This is a genomic window from Vibrio rubrogenes (genome assembly GCF_059641415.1).
In genome coordinates this window covers 28,210-49,808 of the sequence record NZ_JCARSY010000008.1, presented here as the reverse complement: position 1 = coordinate 49,808, position 21,599 = coordinate 28,210, and the positions used below count along the sequence as shown (strand labels likewise).

The following is a 21,599-nucleotide window of genomic DNA, read 5'->3' as shown; positions in this document are numbered from 1 at the left end:
AACCCTCTATTTATTGAGAAATTTTGATCGATGAGAGATCGAGTTCTTCTTCATCCTCATCTTCTGTCACTGCATCTTCCCTCGGTTTTTTCTTCAGGATCACCAGCAGTAATGCGGTGATGACCGAGCCGATCAGCAAGGCGATACAAAATGAGATAGGGTGGGTCATAGCAGGGACGATAAACATGCCGCCGGATGGTACCGGAGAGCCGATTCCTAGATACATCGAGATGCCACCACCAATCGCAGCACCAAAGGTACATGAGAAGATGACCCGGATTGGATCGACAGCGGCAATGGGAATGACGCCTTCGGTGATCATGCAAATCCCCATTGGGAATGCAATTTTGATATTGTTTTTTTCAGAGGTAGAGTAGATTTCTTTACCGATGATTTTGGATATGAATAAAGAGATTGTGACTCCGAAAGGCGGCACCATAGACGCCAATATTTTGATCGCTTCCGGTTCTTTAATCCCCTCAAGTAATAGGCCGTCAGCAAACAGAGAAGCCACTTTATTCACTGGCCCGCCAAAATCAAAGGCCGCCATGCCACCCATTATCATCCCAAAGACGAACCGGGTTCCGCCCTGCATACTCATCAGAAATGTGGTCATCACATTGGTTGCCCAGACAATGGGAACACCAATGACGAAATACATCAGGATGCCAATACAAACGGTGGAGACCAACGGGATGATCATCATCGGCATCAAGCCCTGAGCCCAGCTCGGGACTTTGATTCTGTCTTTTAAAAATAAGATAAAGAATCCAACCACATAGCCGCCTAACATCCCGCCAAGGAATCCGGCACCAATTGAATTGGCAATCAGTCCCATCATCAATCCGGGCGCAATCCCCGGCCGATCGGCAATCGAATAGGCAATTGCCGCAGAGATTACCGGGGCCAGTAATCCCATACCGAGCACGCCCAGAGAGACGAGTGCATCAGGAATATTATAGGCAGCTTTATAGTCATGAATAACGTTACCTCCGGTTAAATTACCGATTGCAATTAATAAACCGGCAGTGACAACTAAAGGTAACATGTAGGATATGGCTGTTAATGCATGTTTTTTCAGTTCAAGTTTCATCGTTTAACTCGCTATCATGAAGTTATACTTTAGGAATCATATCTTCCTGCAATTTATTTATTAACGCCTTAGGAGATTTAATTAATAATTGTGTTGGTACTTCAACGATACGTTTTCCCGCAAATCTCTCTTTTCCTGATATTTTTATATCGGCGGCAATAATAACGACATCCGCTTCGGCAATATTTTCTTTCCTTAATTCATTTTCTACACCGATGGTTCCCTGAGTTTCAACGTAAATACTATGCCCTAAAGATTGTGCAGCTTTTATCAGTTTTTCTTTAGCGATATACGTGTGGGCGATTCCAGAGGTGCAAGCCGTAATAGCGACTATATTCATAGTTTTAGTCCTCTTCTATGTTTTCAAATAAATTTAATAGTTCTTTTTTTGACTTGATGTTTAATAGTTGATCTAATAAATCATCATCTGCTAAAAGCTCAGATACATGAGCTAATAATTTTATATGCACTGTAGATTTATCTACCATTCTGACGGCAAATAAAATAATGAAGCGAACCGGAAGATCATCTAAAGATTCCCATGCGATATCATGGGGTGTTTTCCCAATAGCAATCGATGTTTTCATCACTGCATCTGATTTTCCATGAGGAATAGCGATGTAGGAACCCAACCCTGTTTCGCCTTCGTTTTCTCTTAAATAAACATCCTTTAAAAAGGTATCAACATCTGAAATACAACCATTGTCGTAAAGCATATGACAAAGTTCATTTAATACTTCATTTTTCGTTTTTGCCTGAAGGTTTAAATTAATTAGTTTTTCATTCAATACATTTCTGATATTCATTTCAGCTTACCATTTCAATTGATTAAAATTCTATTTACAATATAGGGTGTTCATCCACTTCTAGTGTTTTGGTTATTTTTAATATATTATCGATATCTTTTTCATTAATAAAAGCACTAACGTGAACATAAGGAATTTTATAGTCAAAACTATCGATATTAATTGTTGTTAAGATTAAATCTACATTTTCTATATCCTGAATGTTTTTTATCTTCGAAAATGGAATAATGTCGATAATTTTCCATTTGGGGAAAGATTTTAATACTCGACCTTTTAAAAGATGAGATGTTCCTATGCCTGTGGAGCAAACAATGACAATGTTTAAAGATTGTAAGTGTTGCTCATAGTAATATTGAAAGTACAAGGTGAGGTAACCGATTTCATCGTAACTAATGTTTCTATATTTGCTAAATATGATTGAATTTTTAATGATTTTTGTTAGAGAATTAAATAAAAGATCACATTCACTTCTAATTTCATTCAATAGCGGGTTATGGATGTTGATGTGATGCTTTAACCTCATGATCAACAGCCTTACATGTGGCATAAGATTTCTACGTAGCTCATTGTTATCAAAAAATTTAGCTGAACATTCATCGACCATGTTAACGATAAGAAAATCAGTAAAACTCACACACTCCATTTCCTCACGGGAACTGTCGAATTTATTTCTGTTACAGTTTTCAGAAAATCTTGATGAATAAATAAGATAATATAGATTTTCCGTTTCATAATCATTCAGCCTTCTCATGGTATATGATGAGATTTTTTTGGTTAATTCTATCGCGATTTTTTTGATAGATAGGTTTTTTGTTTTTTCTTTGTTAACATTATTTAATCTATCTAGATATTGTCCTGTTTTAATTCTTTTTATCGTTACAATTATATAAATTAGTATGTTTATATAATAAGGCTCTTCTAATGATATGTTTTTTGATATGATATATTTTAAAATGTTTTTAGTGAAAATTATTTCTTCATATAAGAAATAATTTTGAAGTAAAATAAGGTCATAACTATAATCATTGTTGGTGATTATATTAATGATGAAATTTTTTAGTAATTCTCTTATTTTTGCCTCGTCTCCATCAATAAAAGTTCCCTGACTTGTTTTTATGAGTTTAACATTGGTATCATTGAGTATTTCATCTATATGATCAAGATCGTGGGCGATAGAAGACGAACTGATCATATATAATTCTGATAATCTGGAAATTGAGGTTTTTTCTGGAGAGTTCAGCAATAAATAAATGAGTATTTTCTCTCTCCGTTCACTTGTAGACATTGCATGTTTTTTATAGGAACTATTATTTGAGTTGGAGAATTTGCTGATATATTCTTGGTAATTTATTTTAAACCCTTTACCGATATGATTAATGATGATGTCCATATATTTAGATTGGCTTTCTTTAATGCTTTTTATTTCACGGTATATTGTTTTCTCAGATACATTTAATTTTATAGAGAGTTCTTTTGCAGTAATGAAATTATCCTCTTGAACTAAATGGTCAAGAATATTTTTTTGTCTTTTAGATAAAATCATATTACCCTCCTGCCTGTAGTCTTTTACTTATCCTTGTCTACAATATTTCTATCATAGCAACACAAACCACATATAATGAATAACATAATCTGTCCATTTTTAATGGACAGGATTAAAGTTAAAAATTTGATCTAGATCTTATTTGATTTTTATTATAAAAAATGCAATTAAACAGCATATTCTAATTGTGGTTCAGTTTTTGTGTTCTATGACAACTACTGGGAAATATTGGATAGATTATCCATAAGGTTGCATGGGGATTGGATAATTGAATACAACAAATAACATCCTCAAGGGCATATCATGATATGACACTATGAGAATATTTAATAAAATATGAAAAACTCGGAAAATCTAACTTTGATACTAGTGGTTGGGGACTGCGTCTCGAAAAAGAGTTTGCTGAGCGGTCTGGTGGCAAATTCAATATAGGAAAATTTAAATCCTTATCCATTAACAGTGCTATACCAGCTAATTTGAAAGGCGAGTTTAATGTTGCTGTTGGCAATATTACCGACAGCCTGTTTACCCCCTCCTTGGTGCGGAGCTATGGGAAAGGGAAATGCCATAAAGACTGATAAACAGAAGGTTTCGAAGAAAATAAAGAAAGCCCTAATGAAGGCTTTCTTTTATAAAGTATAAAAACTTAAGAAAAGAGAGTTGTAAGATGATCGTTAAAACGCTTAATTTCACTTTCTACATTCGGTTCTTTGACCACATCAGTGGTAATAAAGGTCGTCAGTGCTTCCATCCCCAAAAACTCATTGGCTTTATGAAAATGCAGGTAGACCCCGTCTACGCCCTGACCCTCAAAGAATTGTTCTGGATCATTAAAGGCTTCTAAAGGTGCATTCCATGTAAGAGAAAGCATGTATTTTTTCCCTTGAAGAAGACCACCTGAACCATATTTTTTAGACGCATCTGCGCGTGTGCGTCCATCACTTTCGTACAGAGTTCCATGACCTGCAGTAAATACCTCATCGATCCATTTTTTAACGGTCCATGGTTCACCCATCCACCAACCTGGCATCTGATAGATCAATACATCGCTGTTAAGAATTTTCTCTATCTCGTTTTGAGGATCGAACTCACTGTCAGCATTCGTAACGGTTACTGTATGCCCAAGCTTGCTTAAAACCTCTTGTGCTGTATTGACATAGAGCGTGTTTAACTCTCCTTTAGCGAAGTTAAAACTCTTGGCTCCATTGATAATAAGAATGTTACTCATAAAACGACGACCTCCAACTGAATCATAGCGTGGTTTCTTTCTTAATCGATACAGAGAAGGGTACAGCACACGATCATCATGAAAAAGATGATAAAAACGTTTAAACTATTCACATTTTTCGAACAATGCAATCATTGTCTTGTCTAGGGAGAAAGAATATGGATCGCATTCAGGCGATGCAGATTTTTATGCGAGTCGCAGAAGTTAGAAGCTTCGTACGCGCAGGATGTGAATCAATCCGGCCCTGATAACGGGCGCTGAATCCAGAGAAAGGCATTGTGTGTCATGCCTCGAAGCCAAAGCCTGAGACACTCATCGAGTGTAGAAATAAAAAAGAACTGCGTCGCATTTTACCCCCGAGCAATGCTAAGACTATGATAAACAGTGTTTTTTGCTGAATGCTTCTTTTATGCTATAGCCATGTCATCCACCAAAGCGAAGCACGTTTTATGAAAACCTCCCTCGACCACCTGCCTGAATTTAAACAACAAGAGCTTGCCACGATCTCGACTATTTTGCGCGATACACTGGAAGATTATCTTGAGGGAAAAACGGGGAGTAAAAGTGAATTTCGTATCCTGAAAATTATTCTGTTCGGTAGCCACGCCAAAGGGAATTGGGTCAGCGATTCGGTCAATGGTTACATCAGCGATTACGATATTCTGGTGATCGTCAATAAAGCTGCCTTGGTGGAGGATTATGTAGTCTGGCAGCGTGCTGAAGAGCAAATTGATCGCAAAGTGAAATCCGCGCCGCTGGGTTTGATTGTTCACGATTTACAGGAAGTGAATGAACGATTGCAGCAGGGGCACTACTTTTTTCGGGATATCCGCGAAGAAGGAATTGAACTGTTTGCCGCGACACCGAAGCCTTTGATGGAGCCGGGTGATTTAACCGAAGCCGAAAAACGGGAAATTGCGCAAAAGTATTTTATGCGATGGGTTAAAAGTGCACATGATAGTTTCGCGATGTTCGGTTATGCCATGAAAGATAAACGTATTGAGCAAGCTGCTTTTGAACTTCATCAATCCGCAGAAAAGTTTTTCGCCTGCGCGTTACTTGTCTGTACGAATTACTTACCCAAATCACACAATATCGAAAAGCTGAGTAAACTGTGCGCGCAAATCGAGCCTGAGTTTAAAACGATTTTCCCGCTCGACAATAAATTCCACCGTCGCAGCTTCCGCCGTTTGCAACGCGCCTATATCGAAGCCCGTTATTCCGAGCATTATGAAATTACCGCAGAGGAGCTGGCTTACCTTGAGGGGAGAGTATTGCAGTTAAAAGCAGTGGTTGAACGGGTCTGTTTAGCGCGGCTTGATTCTGCCTGAGAACATCGAGCAAGTTGGCTGTATAAATGTATCACCCAATTCAAATCAGCCACCCAATCAAGAAAATCATTCAAGGAAGAATGATGAAGCTTTTCCGGGCAGGACGCCCGTAAAAGCTGGTTCTGGACCGCGTGCGACTCTGCCAGACAAAAAGAATTTTCTGGTTCGTCTTTCATTCTTGAAAGATGAACTGACGCACAGAGCACCCATGCTTCTGAAATCGGGAAAATATATTGTGCGTCATATATGGGAGCCAAAGGCTTAGAATATAAAACCAGTTCCACCACACATCACCACAATACACAACAAAATGCATTAACTTCCCGGCAATTTAACGCCATTTCAGCGATAAATTTAACAATTGCTTGAAATAAGAATTAAACTCATTTAGATTTTCGCCTCTTTGATGTACTTCTCATTTTATTGACGGATCAAACCATCTCATGATTCATGCTAAATACAATAATCAAGCGCAGACATCTGCTGCTCCGGGTAAAAAAACACCCTTAGCATTGATGATCGCGCTAAGCTTTTCTGCCGCAGCAGTGGCAAGTGACAAGACTGAAACAACCCCAGTCGAGACAACCCCAGTCGAGACAACCCCAGTCGAGACAACCCCAGCTGATGCAACGATGACCGTCCATGGCCGGGCGCTGTCACTTTACCGGGCAGAAGAAACCGCTTTTGCAACCCGGACACCGACTGCGATTGATGATACGCCGCAGTCGATTCAAGTGCTTCCCCGCCAGTTGATCGAGGATCAGGCGGCGCGGCAGATTACCGATTTGTACCGTTCAATGAGCGGTGTCAGCCAATACAACTACTCTTATGTGACGTTCCGTGGTTTCCGTCAGGATCATGTTTTATATGATGGTGTGCGGGGCGATCCGTTTGAAGGGTTGTCGATTCCACAGTTATTTAATATTGAGCGGGTGGAAGTGTTGAAAGGCCCTGCAGCTGCCGTGATGGGTAGTGGGGAGCCGGGTGGCACCATCAACTATACGACCAAAAAGCCAACTTATGCGACCAAGCGCCATGTGGCTGTGACCGGTGGCAATCAGGATTTCACCAGTGCTCAGGTTGAGTTGTCCGGTTCTGCCAATACCGATCAGTCACAGCGTTATCGTCTCGGTATTTATCAGGATCATGAGAATCCTTATCGTCAAAATACCGATACCCGTAACCGCATCATCGATTTAGGTTATGAGTGGGATACCGGAGAAGATACGACGATTGGCCTGCAATATATCAATGTCACGCAGCATATTGGCGGTGGCCGAATTCGTGGCATTCCGACTGATGACGACGGTAACTTTTTAGCCGCTGCGTCATGGAATGCCAATGATGCCAGTGATTATCACGATCTGGAGGCACAAGTCTATCAGATGCGTATCAATCATAATCTCAATGACTGGCTCTCCGGTGATGTGACATTCCGCTATTTCGAAAATGAAGATACGCAAAAGTATCATGAATCGAAAACCTTGAAAGATACTAACAACGACGGCAAAAATGATACGGTAACCCGTGAGTATCGGGATCAGCTGAGAACTAATAAAGCGGGCTCAGTGACTGCAAATCTGGTGGCTCAGCTAGAGCAACATACCATTCTGTTCGGGGCGGATTATTACCGACTGGACAGTGAATTTACCTATTACCGTGCGCAGCGTAAAGATGGTGTTTCCGACCGGAGTTTGACTAATCCGGATTACACGCCGGACGATGTCTCATCATATAAACTCTCTCTCTCCAAGCATACCGACTCACGTGAGGAACGTTACGGGACTTACCTTCAGGATCAATGGCAAATCACCGATGCATGGAATGTACTATCGGGCGTGCGGCTGGATGGTTATCGCGATGAAGTGCTTGACTTGAAAAACAATACCAAGGAACAGTACTCCGGAACAGGGTTCTCTTATCGGGTTGGGTCGACGTATAAAATTAACGAGCAGTTCCACCCTTATGCGGTGATTGCAACCGGTTTCGTCCCTCAGGATGCGGCATCTCAGGCTTCCGACAATGGCGGGCCGTTCGATCCGGAAGAGAGCCTGATGTATGAAACAGGGGTGAGAACTTACCTGTTTGATAGTCGGGTTAATATGAATGTGGCGCTTTACCACATTACGAAAGAAAACGTACTCCAGACCGATCCGAACGACAGCGATAAACAGGTGGCGTACGGCAAAGTTCGTAGTCAGGGCATCGAAGTTGATGTATTGGCTGACTTAACGGCAAACTGGGTCGCCAACTTGTCTTATGCGTATAACGATACGCTGGTCAAGCAGGGGGATGAGCAGTTCTCTAACCGGACGGTCGGGAAACGTTTTGCGAACGCACCACACAACCAACTGGGTTTATGGACGCGCTATCATTTCCCTGCGATTGATTCATCGATTGGCTTCGGGGCGGATTATGTCAGTGAACAGCTCACACAAGATGCGCAAAAAGTGAAGTCTTTTACGGTGTATGATATGTCATGGCAGACACTGTGGCATGACTGGAAATTCCAGCTGAATATGAAGAATCTGTTTGATAAATCTTATGCGGTTAGTGGCTTTACAGAAGCGATCGGCTCGTTTGTCGGTGAGCGGCGTCGCGTTTACTTACAAGCGGATTATTCATTCTGATCTGTCTTGGCCCGGACTCTTCCGGGCCTTTTTGTCTCGGTTTTTGTATAGGCTTTTTGTAAAGGTAGTGCCGGATATGACTGAGACAAACCGTTCCCTGCCGCTGGAGTTATATCTGAGTTTTTCGTAATATGAACAATTCTCATTTATATGGCTCAATGCTTTGATTTTTTTGGATGTCTTGAACATGCTGAAGTGCTTTATGCGACGTATTGCTTTGCTACTCTTACTCTCTTGTGGATTTGCTACATCGGCTCTGGCGGTGACGGTTCAGGATCAGCGTGGCACATTTTCAATCGATTACATACCGAAGCGAATTGTGGTACTGGAGTTCTCTTTTGCGGACGCATTGGCGGCTGTGCATGTTAGCCCTGTCGGAATTGCCGATGATAAAGATGCTGATCGTCTGTTACCGGCTGTTCGTGCGCAATTTTCCGACTGGGTTTCGGTAGGGACGCGTTCTCAGCCGTCGCTTGAAATGATTGCTGCGCTGCAACCGGATCTCATCATTGCCGATGTGGATCGCCATGCTGCGGTGTATGATGATTTGGCGAAAATTGCCCCGACGCTGATGTTACGCTCTCGCCGCGAGACGTATGCCGATAATCTCGCTGCCGCGGCGATCATCGGTAAGGTGGTCGGTAAAGCGCAGGCGATGCAGCAACGATTAGATTTACATCAACAACGGATGGCGAAGTATCGTCAGCAACTGCACGCTTTGCAAGGCAAAGCGTTGCTGTTTGGGGTCGCGCGGGAAAATGGCTTTTATGCTCATGCCAATGATGCCTACGCAGGTGGCGTGGCTCAGGTATTAGGGTTTACGTCGCCACCGGCTTTATATGATGATCGGGCCAGTCACCAGATTGGGCTTGAACAGTTGTTGGCGATGAATCCTGATTATTTAATTATCGGAGACTATACTCCGAACAGTATTATCAATCGGTGGAAAAAGCAGCCCTTGTGGCAGATGTTAGGGGCTGTACGGGCTCACCATGTGCTTTCTGTCAGTGGTAATCTCTGGTCACGATGTCGGGGAATTCTGGCGGCTGAATATATGGCAAAAGACTTGCTTCAGCTGGTTCCGTCATCGTCATGAGTCGTACTCATCGAGCCATACTTCCCGGATCTGCTCACACCCATATGATTCGTATCACACTGCTGTTGTGTCTGAGTGGCCTGATTTTGGTACTCGGATGGTGGGGACTATGTGCTTTTTCTGCCATTCCGATGTCACTCAGTACCCCCTATGATGCTTTTTTCTCGTCTCATTCCCCGACGATTGCCGAAACTGTGATTGTTGAAATCCGTCTGCCCAGAGTGATTGAAGCGATATTAGTCGGAGCCGGATTGGCGGTTGCCGGGTTGCTGATGCAAACGCTGACCCGCAATCCGCTCGCCTCACCCAGTTTATTTGGGGTCAATGCCGGGGCCGCTTTGGGGGTTGCGCTGACATCAACCCTGTTTTTACAGCAAGCCTATCTCAGCCAGCCAATTGCCGCCATTATCGGAGGCGCGCTGGCGTGGACTATTGTCGTGGTGCTTGGCGGTGCGTGGCGAGTCGGGGCCGAGCGCAAACAGCTGGTTTTGGCCGGGATTGCAGTCTCAGCGCTGTGCGGTGCCATGACCAAAGCGATGGTGATTTTGGTGGAAGATCAAGCCACCGGTGTGATGACATGGCTTGCCGGCTCTTTTGCCAGTGTGAGCTGGCAGCATGTGTTGCTGAGCTGGCCGCCGCTATCGGTCGCTTTGCTGATGGCGTGGGTTTTGGCACCCAAGCTGAATTTACTTGCCTTGGGGGATGAACGTGTTCAAAGCCTCGGTGTCCGTCTGACATGGATTCGTTGGTTAACCGGACTATTGGTTTTTATCATCGTCGGCGTGTGTGTCAGTGCCGTGGGTTCAATTGCGTTTGTCGGTTTAATTGTGCCGCATATGGCGCGGAAGTTGTTCGGCTATGATTTGCGCTGGTTGATGCCGGGCACGGCTTTGGTCGGGGCTACGCTGACGTTAAGCGCTGATATTTTTAGTCGCTGGGTGGTCTTTCCGACAGAAACTCCGGCGGGTGCGGTGCTGGCATTGATGGGCGCGCCTTGTTTTATCTATCTGGTCAGGAAAGAGCGATGAATCGTGGATTAAAGATGTCGTTACTCCTGAGCGGACTCATTTTAGTCGGGTTTTTGGTGAGTCTGAAATACGGAGCCGTTGATCTCAGTTGGACGCAGTTATGGCACGGATTACACAATCAGGGTGCTTTTGCTTTTACTGTTTATGAATACCGCTTTCCGCGTGCGATTGTGGCGATTTTGGTCGGGGCGATGCTAGCCACCGCCGGGGTGTTGATTCAGGGGGTGATTCGTAATCCGCTCGCGTCTCCCGACATTCTGGGCGTCAGCCATGGTGCAGGGTTAGCGGCCGTCGTGATGATGACGCTGTTTCCGGCAGTGTCGGTCTTGTGGCTGCCATGGGCAGCTTTGGCCGGAGGGATCGTTGCAGCGTTTATTCTGGCGTTGTTGGTGCGAGGCAATCTGGCACCGGTGAAACTGGCGATAACTGGTGTGGCACTTGCGGCGTTTTATGCCAGTGCGATTGATTTCATCATGCTGATTCATCCTCTGGATATCAACAATGCCTTACTCTGGCTGACCGGCAGTTTATGGGGGCGGGGTTGGGAACAAATTCAATTACTGTTGCCGTGGTGCGTACTACTGCCCGTGGTGCTGGGATTAAGCCATCCGCTCAATATTTTGGTATTAGGTGAACAGCGGGCCACCAGCCTCGGTGTGACGGTCAGCCTGACGCGATTTATCGCGTTGGCGATTGCGGTGGGATGGACTTCGGCAGCGGTTGCGATTTGCGGGCCGATTAGCTTTTTGGGACTGATTGCCCCGCACTTGGCGCGCCAACTGGTCGGCGGTAAGCATCAAATCTTGTTGCCGACAGGCATGTTGGTCGGTGCATTGATCTTACTGGTTGCAGATTTCGCCTCCCGGGTGATTGATCCACCGATTGAACTGCCGGCCGGGATTCTGACCGCTGCAATCGGTGCGCCTTACTTTTTGTATTTATTAGTCAAAATGAGATAAATATGGGACTGAAGACCGAAAATCTTGATGTCGGATACGGTGATACACCGATTGTTCAGCAGGTGAATTTGCAGATTTTAGAAGGCAAAATCACCGCTTTGCTCGGGCCGAATGGCTGTGGCAAATCGACGCTGTTGAAAGCCTTGGTTCGTATCCTCGCGCCGCAGTCAGGAACGGTGCAATGGCAAGGTAAAGATATCCGTCATTACTCATCACAGACGATGGCGAGAGTGTTGTCGCTGTTGCCTCAGTCTCAGGAAGTTCCGGAAGGGATTTTGGTCCGGGATGTGGTTGGCTATGGCCGCAGTCCTTATACCGGTTTCTGGGGACAGTTAACCCAGACCGATCAGCACAAAGTCGAACAGGCAATGCAATTGACCGGTGTAACGGCATTTGCCGAGCGGAAAATTGCTGAACTTTCCGGCGGGCAGTGTCAACGGGTCTGGTTAGCGATGACGCTGGCGCAGGATACGGATTATGTTTTTCTCGATGAGCCGACCACCTATCTCGATTTAAACCATCAGGTTGAACTGATGAAACTGATGCGTCGTTTGAATCACGAAGGGAAAACATTAGTGACGGTTTTGCACGATATTAATCAGGCCTGCCGCTATTGTGATCATTTGGTGGTGATGAAAGCCGGGCAAGTGGTGGCGCAAGGAGCACCGGCAGAGATATTAACGACCCGGTTACTGGCGGATGTCTTTGCGCTGGATGCCGAAATTCACCGGGATCCGATTGCCGGCACGCCGATGTGTGTGGTGAAGTAGGAGGGATCTGCCCCGTTTTATTTGTCCACTACAGTCACGAATGGGAGGGACACGTCCAAAAAATCGTCATGTTGACGTAAGGATGCGCGATTCCCCCTGCTTTTTCCCGACTCTACAGCAGTATTACATGGTCCCAACAGATAAGATCTTGCCCAACCGTTCTTGAAGATTCTGGCGAGGACATAAAATGTGCAAACCCGTAATTGATCGTATTATTGAAGATTTAGCCAATCAGGTAAGAATGCAACATATGGGGGGGAAAAGAAAAGATGGTCGCCCTAACCGCACCGAAATCAGCGCTGTCAATTTGCTCGGACAGCTCAAACCTCTGCTGAAGCAAAAGCTGACCTTATGCCAACAAGCGATCAGTAAACAAAACCTGTGTGACCTGAGAAGCTCACAACGTCAAATCGACAGCATACAGTCGAAATTGCTGGCTTTGCAATTGCGCTACGAAACTGCTCAACAGCTGAAACAACTGTGCAACGCCATCAGCCGGGAGCTGCTTTGTGATGTATTGGTTTCCCAACGTGACGGTAGCCGCTTCGGATATCTTACCGGTTTGTCCGGTGGGGAAAACGGCGGTTTGGCCACCCGTACTAAACAAGGTTTTAGCGTATTTTCTACCCATAACGCCAATGTCATCATGATACCGATAACAGGTATTGCGGACGCGGACCGGTTGGGCGTGCCTACCGACGTTGCCCAAGCAGCGACGGCATTGGCGACTTTAGTACAGAATAATTTCAACACCGGATTAGATGACCTTAACTTGTGTGGCCACCTAAACGGAATTTCACAAGAAGTTTATGGGCACACGAACCAAGTCGATGTATATGGTCTGGTTCATGAACTGGGCATGTACGACTATGCCATGACCATCGTGGCGGCCTATAAATCACTATTTATCCCACCTTCGGGTATGGGCCACTTACCTCCGTTTTTTATCGATCGTCAGACTTGGGAGCCTTATCACGATGAGCAAGTGGGACTGGCCAGCCGCAGTCTAATCGTCGACGAAACCGGACATTCTCATTCCACGAGGGTCCGTATCAACCTCAATGAACTCAAAGAAACCCTGGTGGATTTTGCCCTGCTGGTCGCGGCGCTGGACCAAGGCAAACCTGTCTACGGCTCTTGCCAGGGGGCCCATGTCGGTTGGTTGTTGGTCGGCGGTGAAATGGTCAAATGGAACAAGTACATCTTTACCAATGGTCTAACAGACAATGACCAATCGCAATTACAAGAACTTCCCAATCAAACCGTAATCAATGATCCACAATTGAATCCCGGGGCCAATACAGATCCGCAAGCAGGTAAAGTGACCAAAACTTTGGACATTGACAGCTACGGATCTGATGAAAAGGTTGTGTTGTCTTACTGCAATGGTGAGCTAACAGCAGAAACCGACTTTGCCCACGCCACGGTAATGATCCACGATGATACTAGGCAACTGCTACTTGAAGGCGTCCGAGTGTTGAAAATGCACCCACTACATACAGTGGCGCAACAGGACTTACTGCTCAACCCATTGAATAAAGCAAATAACGGTAGTAACCCAGTGTCGACAATTGCCAAAGACACAGCACTACGAACAGCGGCAACAGCGGTTGAACAGTTCAGTTACAACACATTGACTGGTACTCAAAGCCACCCGTTCAAGCATATCCATGATGAAAACTCGTTAAAATTCGTGTCAAAAGCACTGGGTAATCTTGGTGTTAAACTATACAAGTTGGTAGACTGACAAAGCGACTGAGCACTCAACTTTACCGCCAAACCAGCGTAATGGAACAGGCTCAGGACAAAGGATTGATCACCTCCCTTTTTTACTGAACGCCAATAAAAAGCGCTAAGCCAGATTGGCTTAGCGCTTTGCATAATCGGTGCGTCTGATTACTACTCTTCGTTATGCATTTCTGCCCAGCTTTGGGCGCACTTGACGGCGCGTTTCCAGCCTTTATAACGACGTTGCCGCTTTTCTTCATCGTGGTGAGGGGTGAAGGTGCGATCAATCTCAGCTTTGTTTTTCAGTTCGTCCAGACTATCCCAGAAACCGACTGCAAGGCCGGCAAGATAGGCGGCTCCCAAGGCGGTCACTTCGGTGACTTTCGGACGGTGTACCTGAGTATCAAGCACATCGGCCTGGAACTGCATCAGGAAGTTATTGGCAACCGCACCGCCGTCAACTCTCAGCCCTGCCAGCTTAATACCGGAGTCTGCTTGCATGGCATCGAGCACATCACGTGTCTGATAGGCGATACTTTCGAGTGTGGCTCGGATGATGTGGTTTGAATTGACGCCCCGGGTCAGGCCGACAATCGTACCGCGCGCATAGGCATCCCAATAGGGAGCGCCTAGACCGGTGAATGCCGGTACCACGTACACACCGTTTGCCGTGTCTTCTTTGGTGGCAAAGTATTCGGAATCTCTGGCATCGGAGATGAGTTTCAGTTCATCTCTGAGCCATTGAATCGCAGCACCACCCATAAACACGGCACCTTCAAGTGCGTAAGCGGGTTCACCATTCGGGCCACAGGCCAGTGTGGTCAGCAGGCCATTACTGGAGATGACTTTTTCCTGACCGGTATTCATTAACAGGAAGCAACCTGTACCATAGGTGTTCTTCGCTTGTCCTGCCTGAACACACATTTGTCCGTACAGTGCGGCTTGCTGGTCTCCGGCAATCCCGGCGATTGGAATCCGGGTTCCCCCTTTACCACCGATGTTGGTTTTACCGTAGACTTCCGAGGATTTTTTGACCTCCGGCATCATTGAGAGTGGAATAGCAAATTCAGAGAGAATTTTCTCATCCCATTGTAATGTATTGATGTTGAACAGCATGGTCCGGGATGCGTTGGTGTAGTCCGTGACATGGACGCGTCCTTGAGTCATTTTCCACACCAGCCAAGTATCCACTGTACCAAACAGCAATTTGCCGGCTTCAGCATCTTCACGGGCACCTTCAACATTATCCAGAATCCATTTGATTTTTGTCCCGGAAAAATAGGGGTCTAATAACAGCCCGGTATTTTCCCGGATATAGGATTCTAGTCCGCGTGCTTTCAGGGTTTCACAGATCTCTGCGGTACGACGACATTGCCAGACAATTGCATTGTAGACCGGTTTACCGGTTTCTTTATTCCAGACAATGGTTGTTTCACGTTGGTTGGTAATCCCGATGGCTGCCACTTCGTCACTACGAATCCCAGCCTTACCAATCGCTTCGATTAATGTTGAACTCTGGGTTGCATAGATTTCCATCGGGTCATGTTCGACCCAGCCGGCTTCGGGATAAATTTGAGTAAATTCACGCTGAGATACACTGACGATATTGGCGTCATGGTCGAGTACGACGGCCCTTGAGCTTGTGGTCCCTTGATCAAGGGCAACGACATATTTTTGCTCAGTCATGGTTCATTCCTTCATCTTTTATTGTTTCATGTTTTATTAAGTCGCTGCTTAACTTCTTTTTGTTGCTGTTGTTTGTCACGAGATTCAGTGCAGTTAAATATGCGCTTCGGTATTCTCTTCTTCAGTCACATCACACTGATTCGGGATCGTACAACCCACACCCACTGTCGGCAGGTATGCTGCAATGAACTTAGGATAGGCCCAGGCCCCGAAGCACGCACCGGCAATCGGTCCGATGATCGGCACAATAAAATAGGGGATATCCTTACCACCGGTCAAGGCAAAGTCCCAACCTGCCAGATAAGCGAAAAGTTTGGGGCCGAAGTCCCGGGCTGGGTTCATGGCAAAGCCGGTCAATGGCCCTAATGAGCTGCCGATGACGGCAATCAGAACACCGATCAACAGTGGGTTCATTGCGTTTCTGTGTGCCCCGTTATTTTCATCGCCGAGCGCCAGAATCGCAAACATCAGGACTGCAGTAATGGTAAACTCAACGGCAACGGCACCAAAGAAGGATAACGATGCATTCGGATAGGTTGAAAAAATACCGGCGGTTGCGAGTGCCTCCTGACTGCTGCGCAGTATGCCATGAGTGACTTCATAGTTGACGAATAGATTGCTATACAACGCGTAAATCAATGCCGCAGAGCAAAATGCCCCGAGGATTTGTGATGCGATGTAAGGGAGTACTTTTGCTTTGTTAAAACCGTGGAATGCTGCCAGAGCTATCGTGACTGCGGGATTAATATGTGCTCCGGAGACACCTGCCGTGCAATAGATCGCAATCGACACACCGAACCCCCAAATGATACTGATTTCCCATTGTCCATATGAAGCACCGGTGAGGACCAGAGCTGCCACACAGCCAACACCGAAAAATATCAGTAACCCTGTTCCGATAAATTCAGCGATGCATTCCCCTAATAGGGTATGTTGTTTTGTACGAGCCATAGGTAAGAGTCCTTGTTTTACTCATATTATGCAGGGCTTATTCTGCATAGAATTCTTTTTGCGAAAACAAACAAACATAATTAATGAGTGTTCGAGCACAATTGTGTCTCTTTTATTTCTATTTTTGTTAATTAGAGCATTATTTTAAAGTACGACATTCTGTTTAATGGGGCAATGATGCGGTTCAAATATCGCTTTGAGCTGAGAAATGGCTCATATTTTAATATTTATTTAAAAAAATGTTTGATAAATGTTGTGTTTTTGAGTTGATGAGTTACTTGAAATGATTGAGCATGTGTGGGGTTGTGCTTTGTTCATTCATCAGCCGACTACTGCTGTTTTCTGAGCAGGTGATAATTGTGATAAACCTCGTGATATGACGATCTGTAATTTTACAAGATGATGATTAAAATGTTCGTTCGCGCTTTTGTGAGCAACATATCGAACATTTAAGATAATAAATGACACACTATTTGTAAGTGCATTGATATCAGAAGGTTCATATTCATGGCGGTTGCCCGAAGATTAGAAACAGATGTCGTTATTATTGGTGGTGGTGCAACAGGCACCGGGATCATGCGTGACTGTGCGTTGCGGGGCATCGACTGTATTTTACTGGAACGGGATGACATTGCTTCCGGGACGACGGGGCGAAATCATGGTTTATTACATTCGGGGGCGCGTTATGCAGTGACCGATCCCGAGTCAGCAAAGGAATGCATTCAGGAAAATCAGATCCTCAGACGGATAGCCAGACACTGTGTTGAACCGACCAACGGTTTATTTGTCACTTTACCGGAAGATGATTTGGCTTATCAGGATACGTTCGTCAAGGCGTGTGGCGTTGCAGGTATTGAGACGACGCGTTTAAGTCCCGGAGAGGCACTGGCGTTAGAACCTCATGTCAATCCACAGTTGCTTGGGGCCGTCAAAGTGCCTGATGGTACATTAGACCCGTTTCGCCTGTGTAGTGCGAATGTTCTGGATGCGAAAGAACATGGTGCGCGCGTTTTGAACCGGACACATGTCCAAGGCTTGATTCGTCAGGGAGATACGGTGCTTGGCGTCCGGGCCTGGCGTTCGGATACCCGTGAACACCTAGAAATCTACGCCAAGCAAGTGATCAATGCTGCGGGCATCTGGGGACAGAATATTTGTGAGTATGCTGATCTGAAGATTCGCATGTTTCCCGCCAAAGGGTCTTTGCTGATCCTCGATTACCGAATTAATAACCTCGTGATTAATCGCTGCCGCAAACCGGCAGATGCCGATATTCTCGTCCCCGGTGATACCATTTCTTTAATCGGTACAACCTCTGAGCATGTGGATTATGACCAGATTGATAATTTACAGGTGACGGAGCGAGAGGTTGATTTGCTGCTGAAAGAAGGGGAAAAGTTAGCCCCGATTATGGCTAATACCCGGGTATTACGGGCATATGCCGGTGTGCGGCCATTAGTCTCTGTTGATGATGATGGCAGCGGACGTAATATCAGCCGGGGGATCGTATTACTGGATCATGAAGCGCGGGATGGTCTGAAAGGGTTGACGACGATTACCGGGGGTAAACTGATGACCTATCGTCTCATGGCCGAATGGGCAACGGATATGGTCGCTCAAAAACTGGGTCATTCAGCCCCGTGTCAAACACATCTCAAACCGCTGCCCGGAGCAAACGGGATGCCGAAGAAGGCGAAAAAAACAGCCAGCCTTGCCAAACCCGTTTATGAATCAGCCATTTATCGTCACGGTGAACGCGCCGAAAAATTTTTAACGGATAGCCCTGAGAGTCAGGCAGTTATATGCGAGTGTGAGATGGTCACCACCGGTGAGATCGAGTATGCGATTCAACAGCTGGATGTTAAAAACCTCATAGATCTCAGGCGTCGGACCCGATTAGGAATGGGACCATGTCAGGGGGAGTTGTGTAGTTATCGGGCTGCAGCGCTATTTTCAGAATATGCCGATATGGATGGGTGTGAATCCGGCGCCTTGTTGACTGATTTTCTGGAAGAACGCTGGAAAGGGATTAAGCCGATCTTCTGGGGCAATGCGCTGCGGGAAGCGGAGTTTAGTTACTGGATTTATCAGGGGCTGCTTGGCGTTGGAGAGCAACCGCGGATGGATTCGGATATTCAGCAGGAGGAACGCCAATGATGGATTATGATATTGCCGTGATTGGCGGTGGGATTGCCGGATATAGTGCGGCAATCCGCAGTCAACAGGCGGGAAAGAAAACCGTGCTGATTAGTCAGGGGCAGAGTGCGTTGCATTTTTCTTCAGGTTCTATTGATGTATTGGGGCGTCTGCCAACGGGTGAGTGGGTTGAGGATCCTTTCGCCGCTATTCTTCAGTTACAACAGCACCAATTCGGTTCCTCAGCATTACCGGGACAGACGGACTTACATCCGTATGTGAAAGTCGGCCGGTCGGTTGTGGAGCAGAGCCTGCTGTGGTTTAAAGATATGCTGGCCGCGGAGATCCAGCTTTCTCATCAGCCGGATTATGCGAACCACTGGCGGATTACACCGTTTGGCACCCTGAAAGCGACTTGGTTATCTCAGCCATATGTGTATCAGCATCGCTCGAACACTCATTTTCGTGAAATCGTGATTGTTGCGCTGGCAGGATACCGTGATTTTCAGCCTCAGATCCTCAAGGATAATTTAGCCCGCATTACTGATTTTGCGGGGATGCCGATACGGATTGCCACGATTCATCTCCCCAGTGTTGCGCACGATCAGCGTCATCCTTGTGAACGGCGTTCGCTGGATATTGCTCATATGCTGCAACAGGCGTCAGTTTGGTCGGCATTTTGTGAGCAACTGACCCGGATGACCTGCGCTGATGATTTGGTGATTTTGCCTGCGGTGGTTGGCCATGGTGATGGGATGACAACCCTGGCGCAATTACAACAGGCAACGCAGCGCCATTTTCATGAAGTCCCGACCATGCCGCCTTCGTTGATGGGCATCCGTCTCGAAGCAGCGTTACACCGGATTTTTATTCAGGCGGGAGGGATTCATCTCAAAGGAGATCAAGTTCTCGGAGGACATTTTGAAGGGCATCGTCTGACAGAAGTGTATACCCGTAATCTGACCGATATTCCGGTTCGTGCCGGGCACTATATCATGGCGACCGGTAGTTATTTCAGTCAGGGGCTTCAGGCATCACGGCAGGCGATCCAAGAGCCCGTTTTCGGTTTGGATGTTGCTCAAATTACCCCGCGAACGCAATGGGGCGGGCCTGATTTTGTCGCGCATCAACCACATCCGTTTATGACCTTTGGTGTGTCAACTGACGCCCATCTTCATCCGAGTTATCGCGGTCAGCACATCGATAACCTTTATTGTTGTGGTGCCATGCTGGCCGGATATGACCCGGTGTTTGAAGGCAGTGGCGGTGGTGTCGCCATTGCAACTGCGTATCATGCCATTAAACAATGTATGGGCCATCATGTTTGCCCGGCGACTTGTCAGGAGGCTCTGTCATGAATCGTCCTTTTACTCAGCTTGCCCCTCAGAGTACCTCGTTTGAACAGTGTATCAAGTGTACGGTATGTACCGCTTACTGTCCGGTTTCGAAGGCAAATCCTGACTACCCGGGACCCAAGCAGTGCGGGCCTGATGGGGAGCGCTTACGCATCAAAAATCCGGCTTATTACGATGAAGCATTGAAATATTGTACCAATTGCAAACGGTGTGAAACCGCATGTCCTTCCGGGGTCAAAATTGGCGATATCATTGCCGTGGCCCGGGGAAAATATGGTCAGGAGCCGCTCAATCCGAAACGAATCCGTGATTATGTACTCAGTCATACCGATCTGTTCGGTACACTGGCATCACCGTTGGCACCGATTATCAATGCGACGACCGCTTTACCGATTGTCAAAAAAGCCATGCATCGGACCATCGGTGTTGATCAACATAAATCATTACCCAAGTATTCACACGGGACATTCAGACGCTGGTTCAGACAAAACTGCACCCGTCAGCCGTTGTATCAGCATCAGGTGACTTATTTTCACGGCTGTTATGTGAATTACAACCATCCGCAACTGGGGAAAGACTTCATCAAAGTCATGAATGCGATGAATATTGGTGTTCGCTTGTTGGAGCGTGAAAAATGTTGTGGTGTTCCTTTGATGGCGAACGGATTTCATCACAAAGCGCGTCAGAATGCTGAGGCAAATGTTCAATCGATGATCGCGGCTGTGCGGGATTATCAAACGCCGATTCTTGCCACGTCATCCACCTGCTCGTTTACATTGCAGCAGGAATATCCACATGTGCTGGGGGTCGATAATGCTCAGGTTGCTGACAAAATCGAATATGTGACGCGCTTTTTACTGCGATCATTTATGAACGGGCAGCAACCGGTGATGAAACCATTGAATCTGAATGTGGTGTATCACACGCCTTGTCATTTGGAACGCAGCGGACAAGCGATATTTACCATTGAGTTACTGAAAATGATCCCGGGGGTTACCGTTACGGTGCTGGATAGTGAATGTTGTGGCCTGGCCGGAACATATGGTTTTAAGGCCGAGAACTATCCGGTATCGATGAAGATCGGTGCACATTTGTTTGAATCGATTGATCAATCCGGTGCAGATCTGGTGATCACGGATTGTGAAACCTGTAAATGGCAGATTGAGGAGAACACTCGGCTTAATGCGATCCATCCGATCAGTTTGCTGGCGATGGCGATTCAGTCGTGAACAACGAAGCGAATCGGGTATTCACTCGCT

17 protein-coding genes are annotated in these 21,599 nt (G+C 46.1%); 10 read left to right on the top strand and 7 right to left on the bottom strand.

Annotated elements, in window-relative coordinates:
* Positions 1-10: 10 nt before the first annotated feature.
* The 5 genes from AC55NX_RS08005 to AC55NX_RS07985 form a co-directional block, all read right to left on the bottom strand.
* Positions 11-1,093, bottom strand: a complete 1,083-nt coding sequence (locus AC55NX_RS08005) for a PTS fructose transporter subunit IIC (protein ID WP_496995238.1) — start codon at positions 1,091-1,093, stop codon at positions 11-13.
* 22 nt (positions 1,094-1,115) lie between these two features.
* The gene (locus tag AC55NX_RS08000) at positions 1,116-1,433 is read right to left on the bottom strand and encodes a PTS fructose transporter subunit IIB (protein WP_059122137.1); all 318 of its coding nucleotides are present in this window, start codon (positions 1,431-1,433) and stop codon (positions 1,116-1,118) included.
* 4 nt (positions 1,434-1,437) lie between these two features.
* The gene (locus tag AC55NX_RS07995; RefSeq protein WP_496995237.1) at positions 1,438-1,899 is read right to left on the bottom strand and encodes a PTS sugar transporter subunit IIA; all 462 of its coding nucleotides are present in this window, start codon (positions 1,897-1,899) and stop codon (positions 1,438-1,440) included.
* A gap of 34 nt (positions 1,900-1,933) precedes the next feature.
* Positions 1,934-3,442 (bottom strand): BglG family transcription antiterminator, encoded by a 1,509-nt coding sequence (locus AC55NX_RS07990; protein WP_496995236.1) that lies wholly within the window; start codon positions 3,440-3,442, stop codon positions 1,934-1,936.
* A gap of 646 nt (positions 3,443-4,088) precedes the next feature.
* On the bottom strand, positions 4,089-4,670 hold the full coding sequence (locus AC55NX_RS07985) for an NAD(P)H-dependent oxidoreductase (protein ID WP_496995235.1): 582 nt from the start codon (positions 4,668-4,670) through the stop codon (positions 4,089-4,091).
* A gap of 449 nt (positions 4,671-5,119) precedes the next feature.
* Between AC55NX_RS07985 and AC55NX_RS07980 the strand changes: the two genes are divergently transcribed.
* From AC55NX_RS07980 to AC55NX_RS07950, 7 genes are all read left to right on the top strand, one after another.
* Positions 5,120-6,001 (top strand): HEPN domain-containing protein, encoded by an 882-nt coding sequence (locus tag AC55NX_RS07980; protein WP_496995234.1) that lies wholly within the window; start codon positions 5,120-5,122, stop codon positions 5,999-6,001.
* 443 nt (positions 6,002-6,444) lie between these two features.
* Positions 6,445-8,631 (top strand): TonB-dependent siderophore receptor, encoded by a 2,187-nt coding sequence (locus tag AC55NX_RS07975; protein ID WP_496995233.1) that lies wholly within the window; start codon positions 6,445-6,447, stop codon positions 8,629-8,631.
* Between the two features lie 202 nt (positions 8,632-8,833).
* Complete coding sequence (locus AC55NX_RS07970) at positions 8,834-9,727, top strand: Fe(3+) dicitrate ABC transporter substrate-binding protein (protein ID WP_496995232.1); 894 nt, start codon at positions 8,834-8,836, stop codon at positions 9,725-9,727.
* On the top strand, positions 9,724-10,755 hold the full coding sequence (locus AC55NX_RS07965; RefSeq protein WP_496995231.1) for an iron chelate uptake ABC transporter family permease subunit: 1,032 nt from the start codon (positions 9,724-9,726) through the stop codon (positions 10,753-10,755). The genes AC55NX_RS07970 and AC55NX_RS07965 overlap by 4 nt, the downstream gene beginning before the upstream one ends.
* On the top strand, positions 10,752-11,714 hold the full coding sequence (fecD, locus tag AC55NX_RS07960; RefSeq protein WP_496995230.1) for a Fe(3+) dicitrate ABC transporter permease subunit FecD: 963 nt from the start codon (positions 10,752-10,754) through the stop codon (positions 11,712-11,714). The genes AC55NX_RS07965 and fecD overlap by 4 nt, the downstream gene beginning before the upstream one ends.
* 2 nt (positions 11,715-11,716) lie before the next feature.
* Positions 11,717-12,484 (top strand): Fe(3+) dicitrate ABC transporter ATP-binding protein FecE, encoded by a 768-nt coding sequence (fecE, locus tag AC55NX_RS07955; protein ID WP_496995229.1) that lies wholly within the window; start codon positions 11,717-11,719, stop codon positions 12,482-12,484.
* Positions 12,485-12,671: 187 nt separating this feature from the next.
* Positions 12,672-14,231, top strand: a complete 1,560-nt coding sequence (locus AC55NX_RS07950) for a hypothetical protein (RefSeq protein ID WP_496995228.1) — start codon at positions 12,672-12,674, stop codon at positions 14,229-14,231.
* 152 nt (positions 14,232-14,383) lie between these two features.
* Here AC55NX_RS07950 and glpK read toward each other — a convergent pair whose 3' ends face one another.
* The gene (glpK, locus tag AC55NX_RS07945; RefSeq protein WP_496995227.1) at positions 14,384-15,898 is read right to left on the bottom strand and encodes a glycerol kinase GlpK; all 1,515 of its coding nucleotides are present in this window, start codon (positions 15,896-15,898) and stop codon (positions 14,384-14,386) included.
* A 93-nt stretch (positions 15,899-15,991) separates the two neighbouring features.
* Positions 15,992-16,849, bottom strand: a complete 858-nt coding sequence (locus AC55NX_RS07940; RefSeq protein ID WP_059122155.1) for an MIP/aquaporin family protein — start codon at positions 16,847-16,849, stop codon at positions 15,992-15,994.
* 507 nt (positions 16,850-17,356) lie between these two features.
* On the opposite strand from AC55NX_RS07940, the gene glpA reads away from it, so the two are divergent.
* Genes glpA through glpC form a run of 3 tightly spaced genes read left to right on the top strand, consistent with a single transcriptional unit; the run spans position 17,357 to position 21,569 of the window.
* Entirely contained in the window at positions 17,357-19,006 is a 1,650-nt protein-coding gene (glpA, locus tag AC55NX_RS07935) for an anaerobic glycerol-3-phosphate dehydrogenase subunit A (protein ID WP_496995226.1), read from the top strand.
* Complete coding sequence (gene glpB, locus AC55NX_RS07930; protein ID WP_496995225.1) at positions 19,003-20,343, top strand: glycerol-3-phosphate dehydrogenase subunit GlpB; 1,341 nt, start codon at positions 19,003-19,005, stop codon at positions 20,341-20,343. Before glpA ends, glpB begins: the two co-directional genes overlap by 4 nt.
* Complete coding sequence (gene glpC, locus AC55NX_RS07925; protein ID WP_496995224.1) at positions 20,340-21,569, top strand: anaerobic glycerol-3-phosphate dehydrogenase subunit GlpC; 1,230 nt, start codon at positions 20,340-20,342, stop codon at positions 21,567-21,569. The genes glpB and glpC overlap by 4 nt, the downstream gene beginning before the upstream one ends.
* Positions 21,570-21,599: the final 30 nt, after the last annotated feature.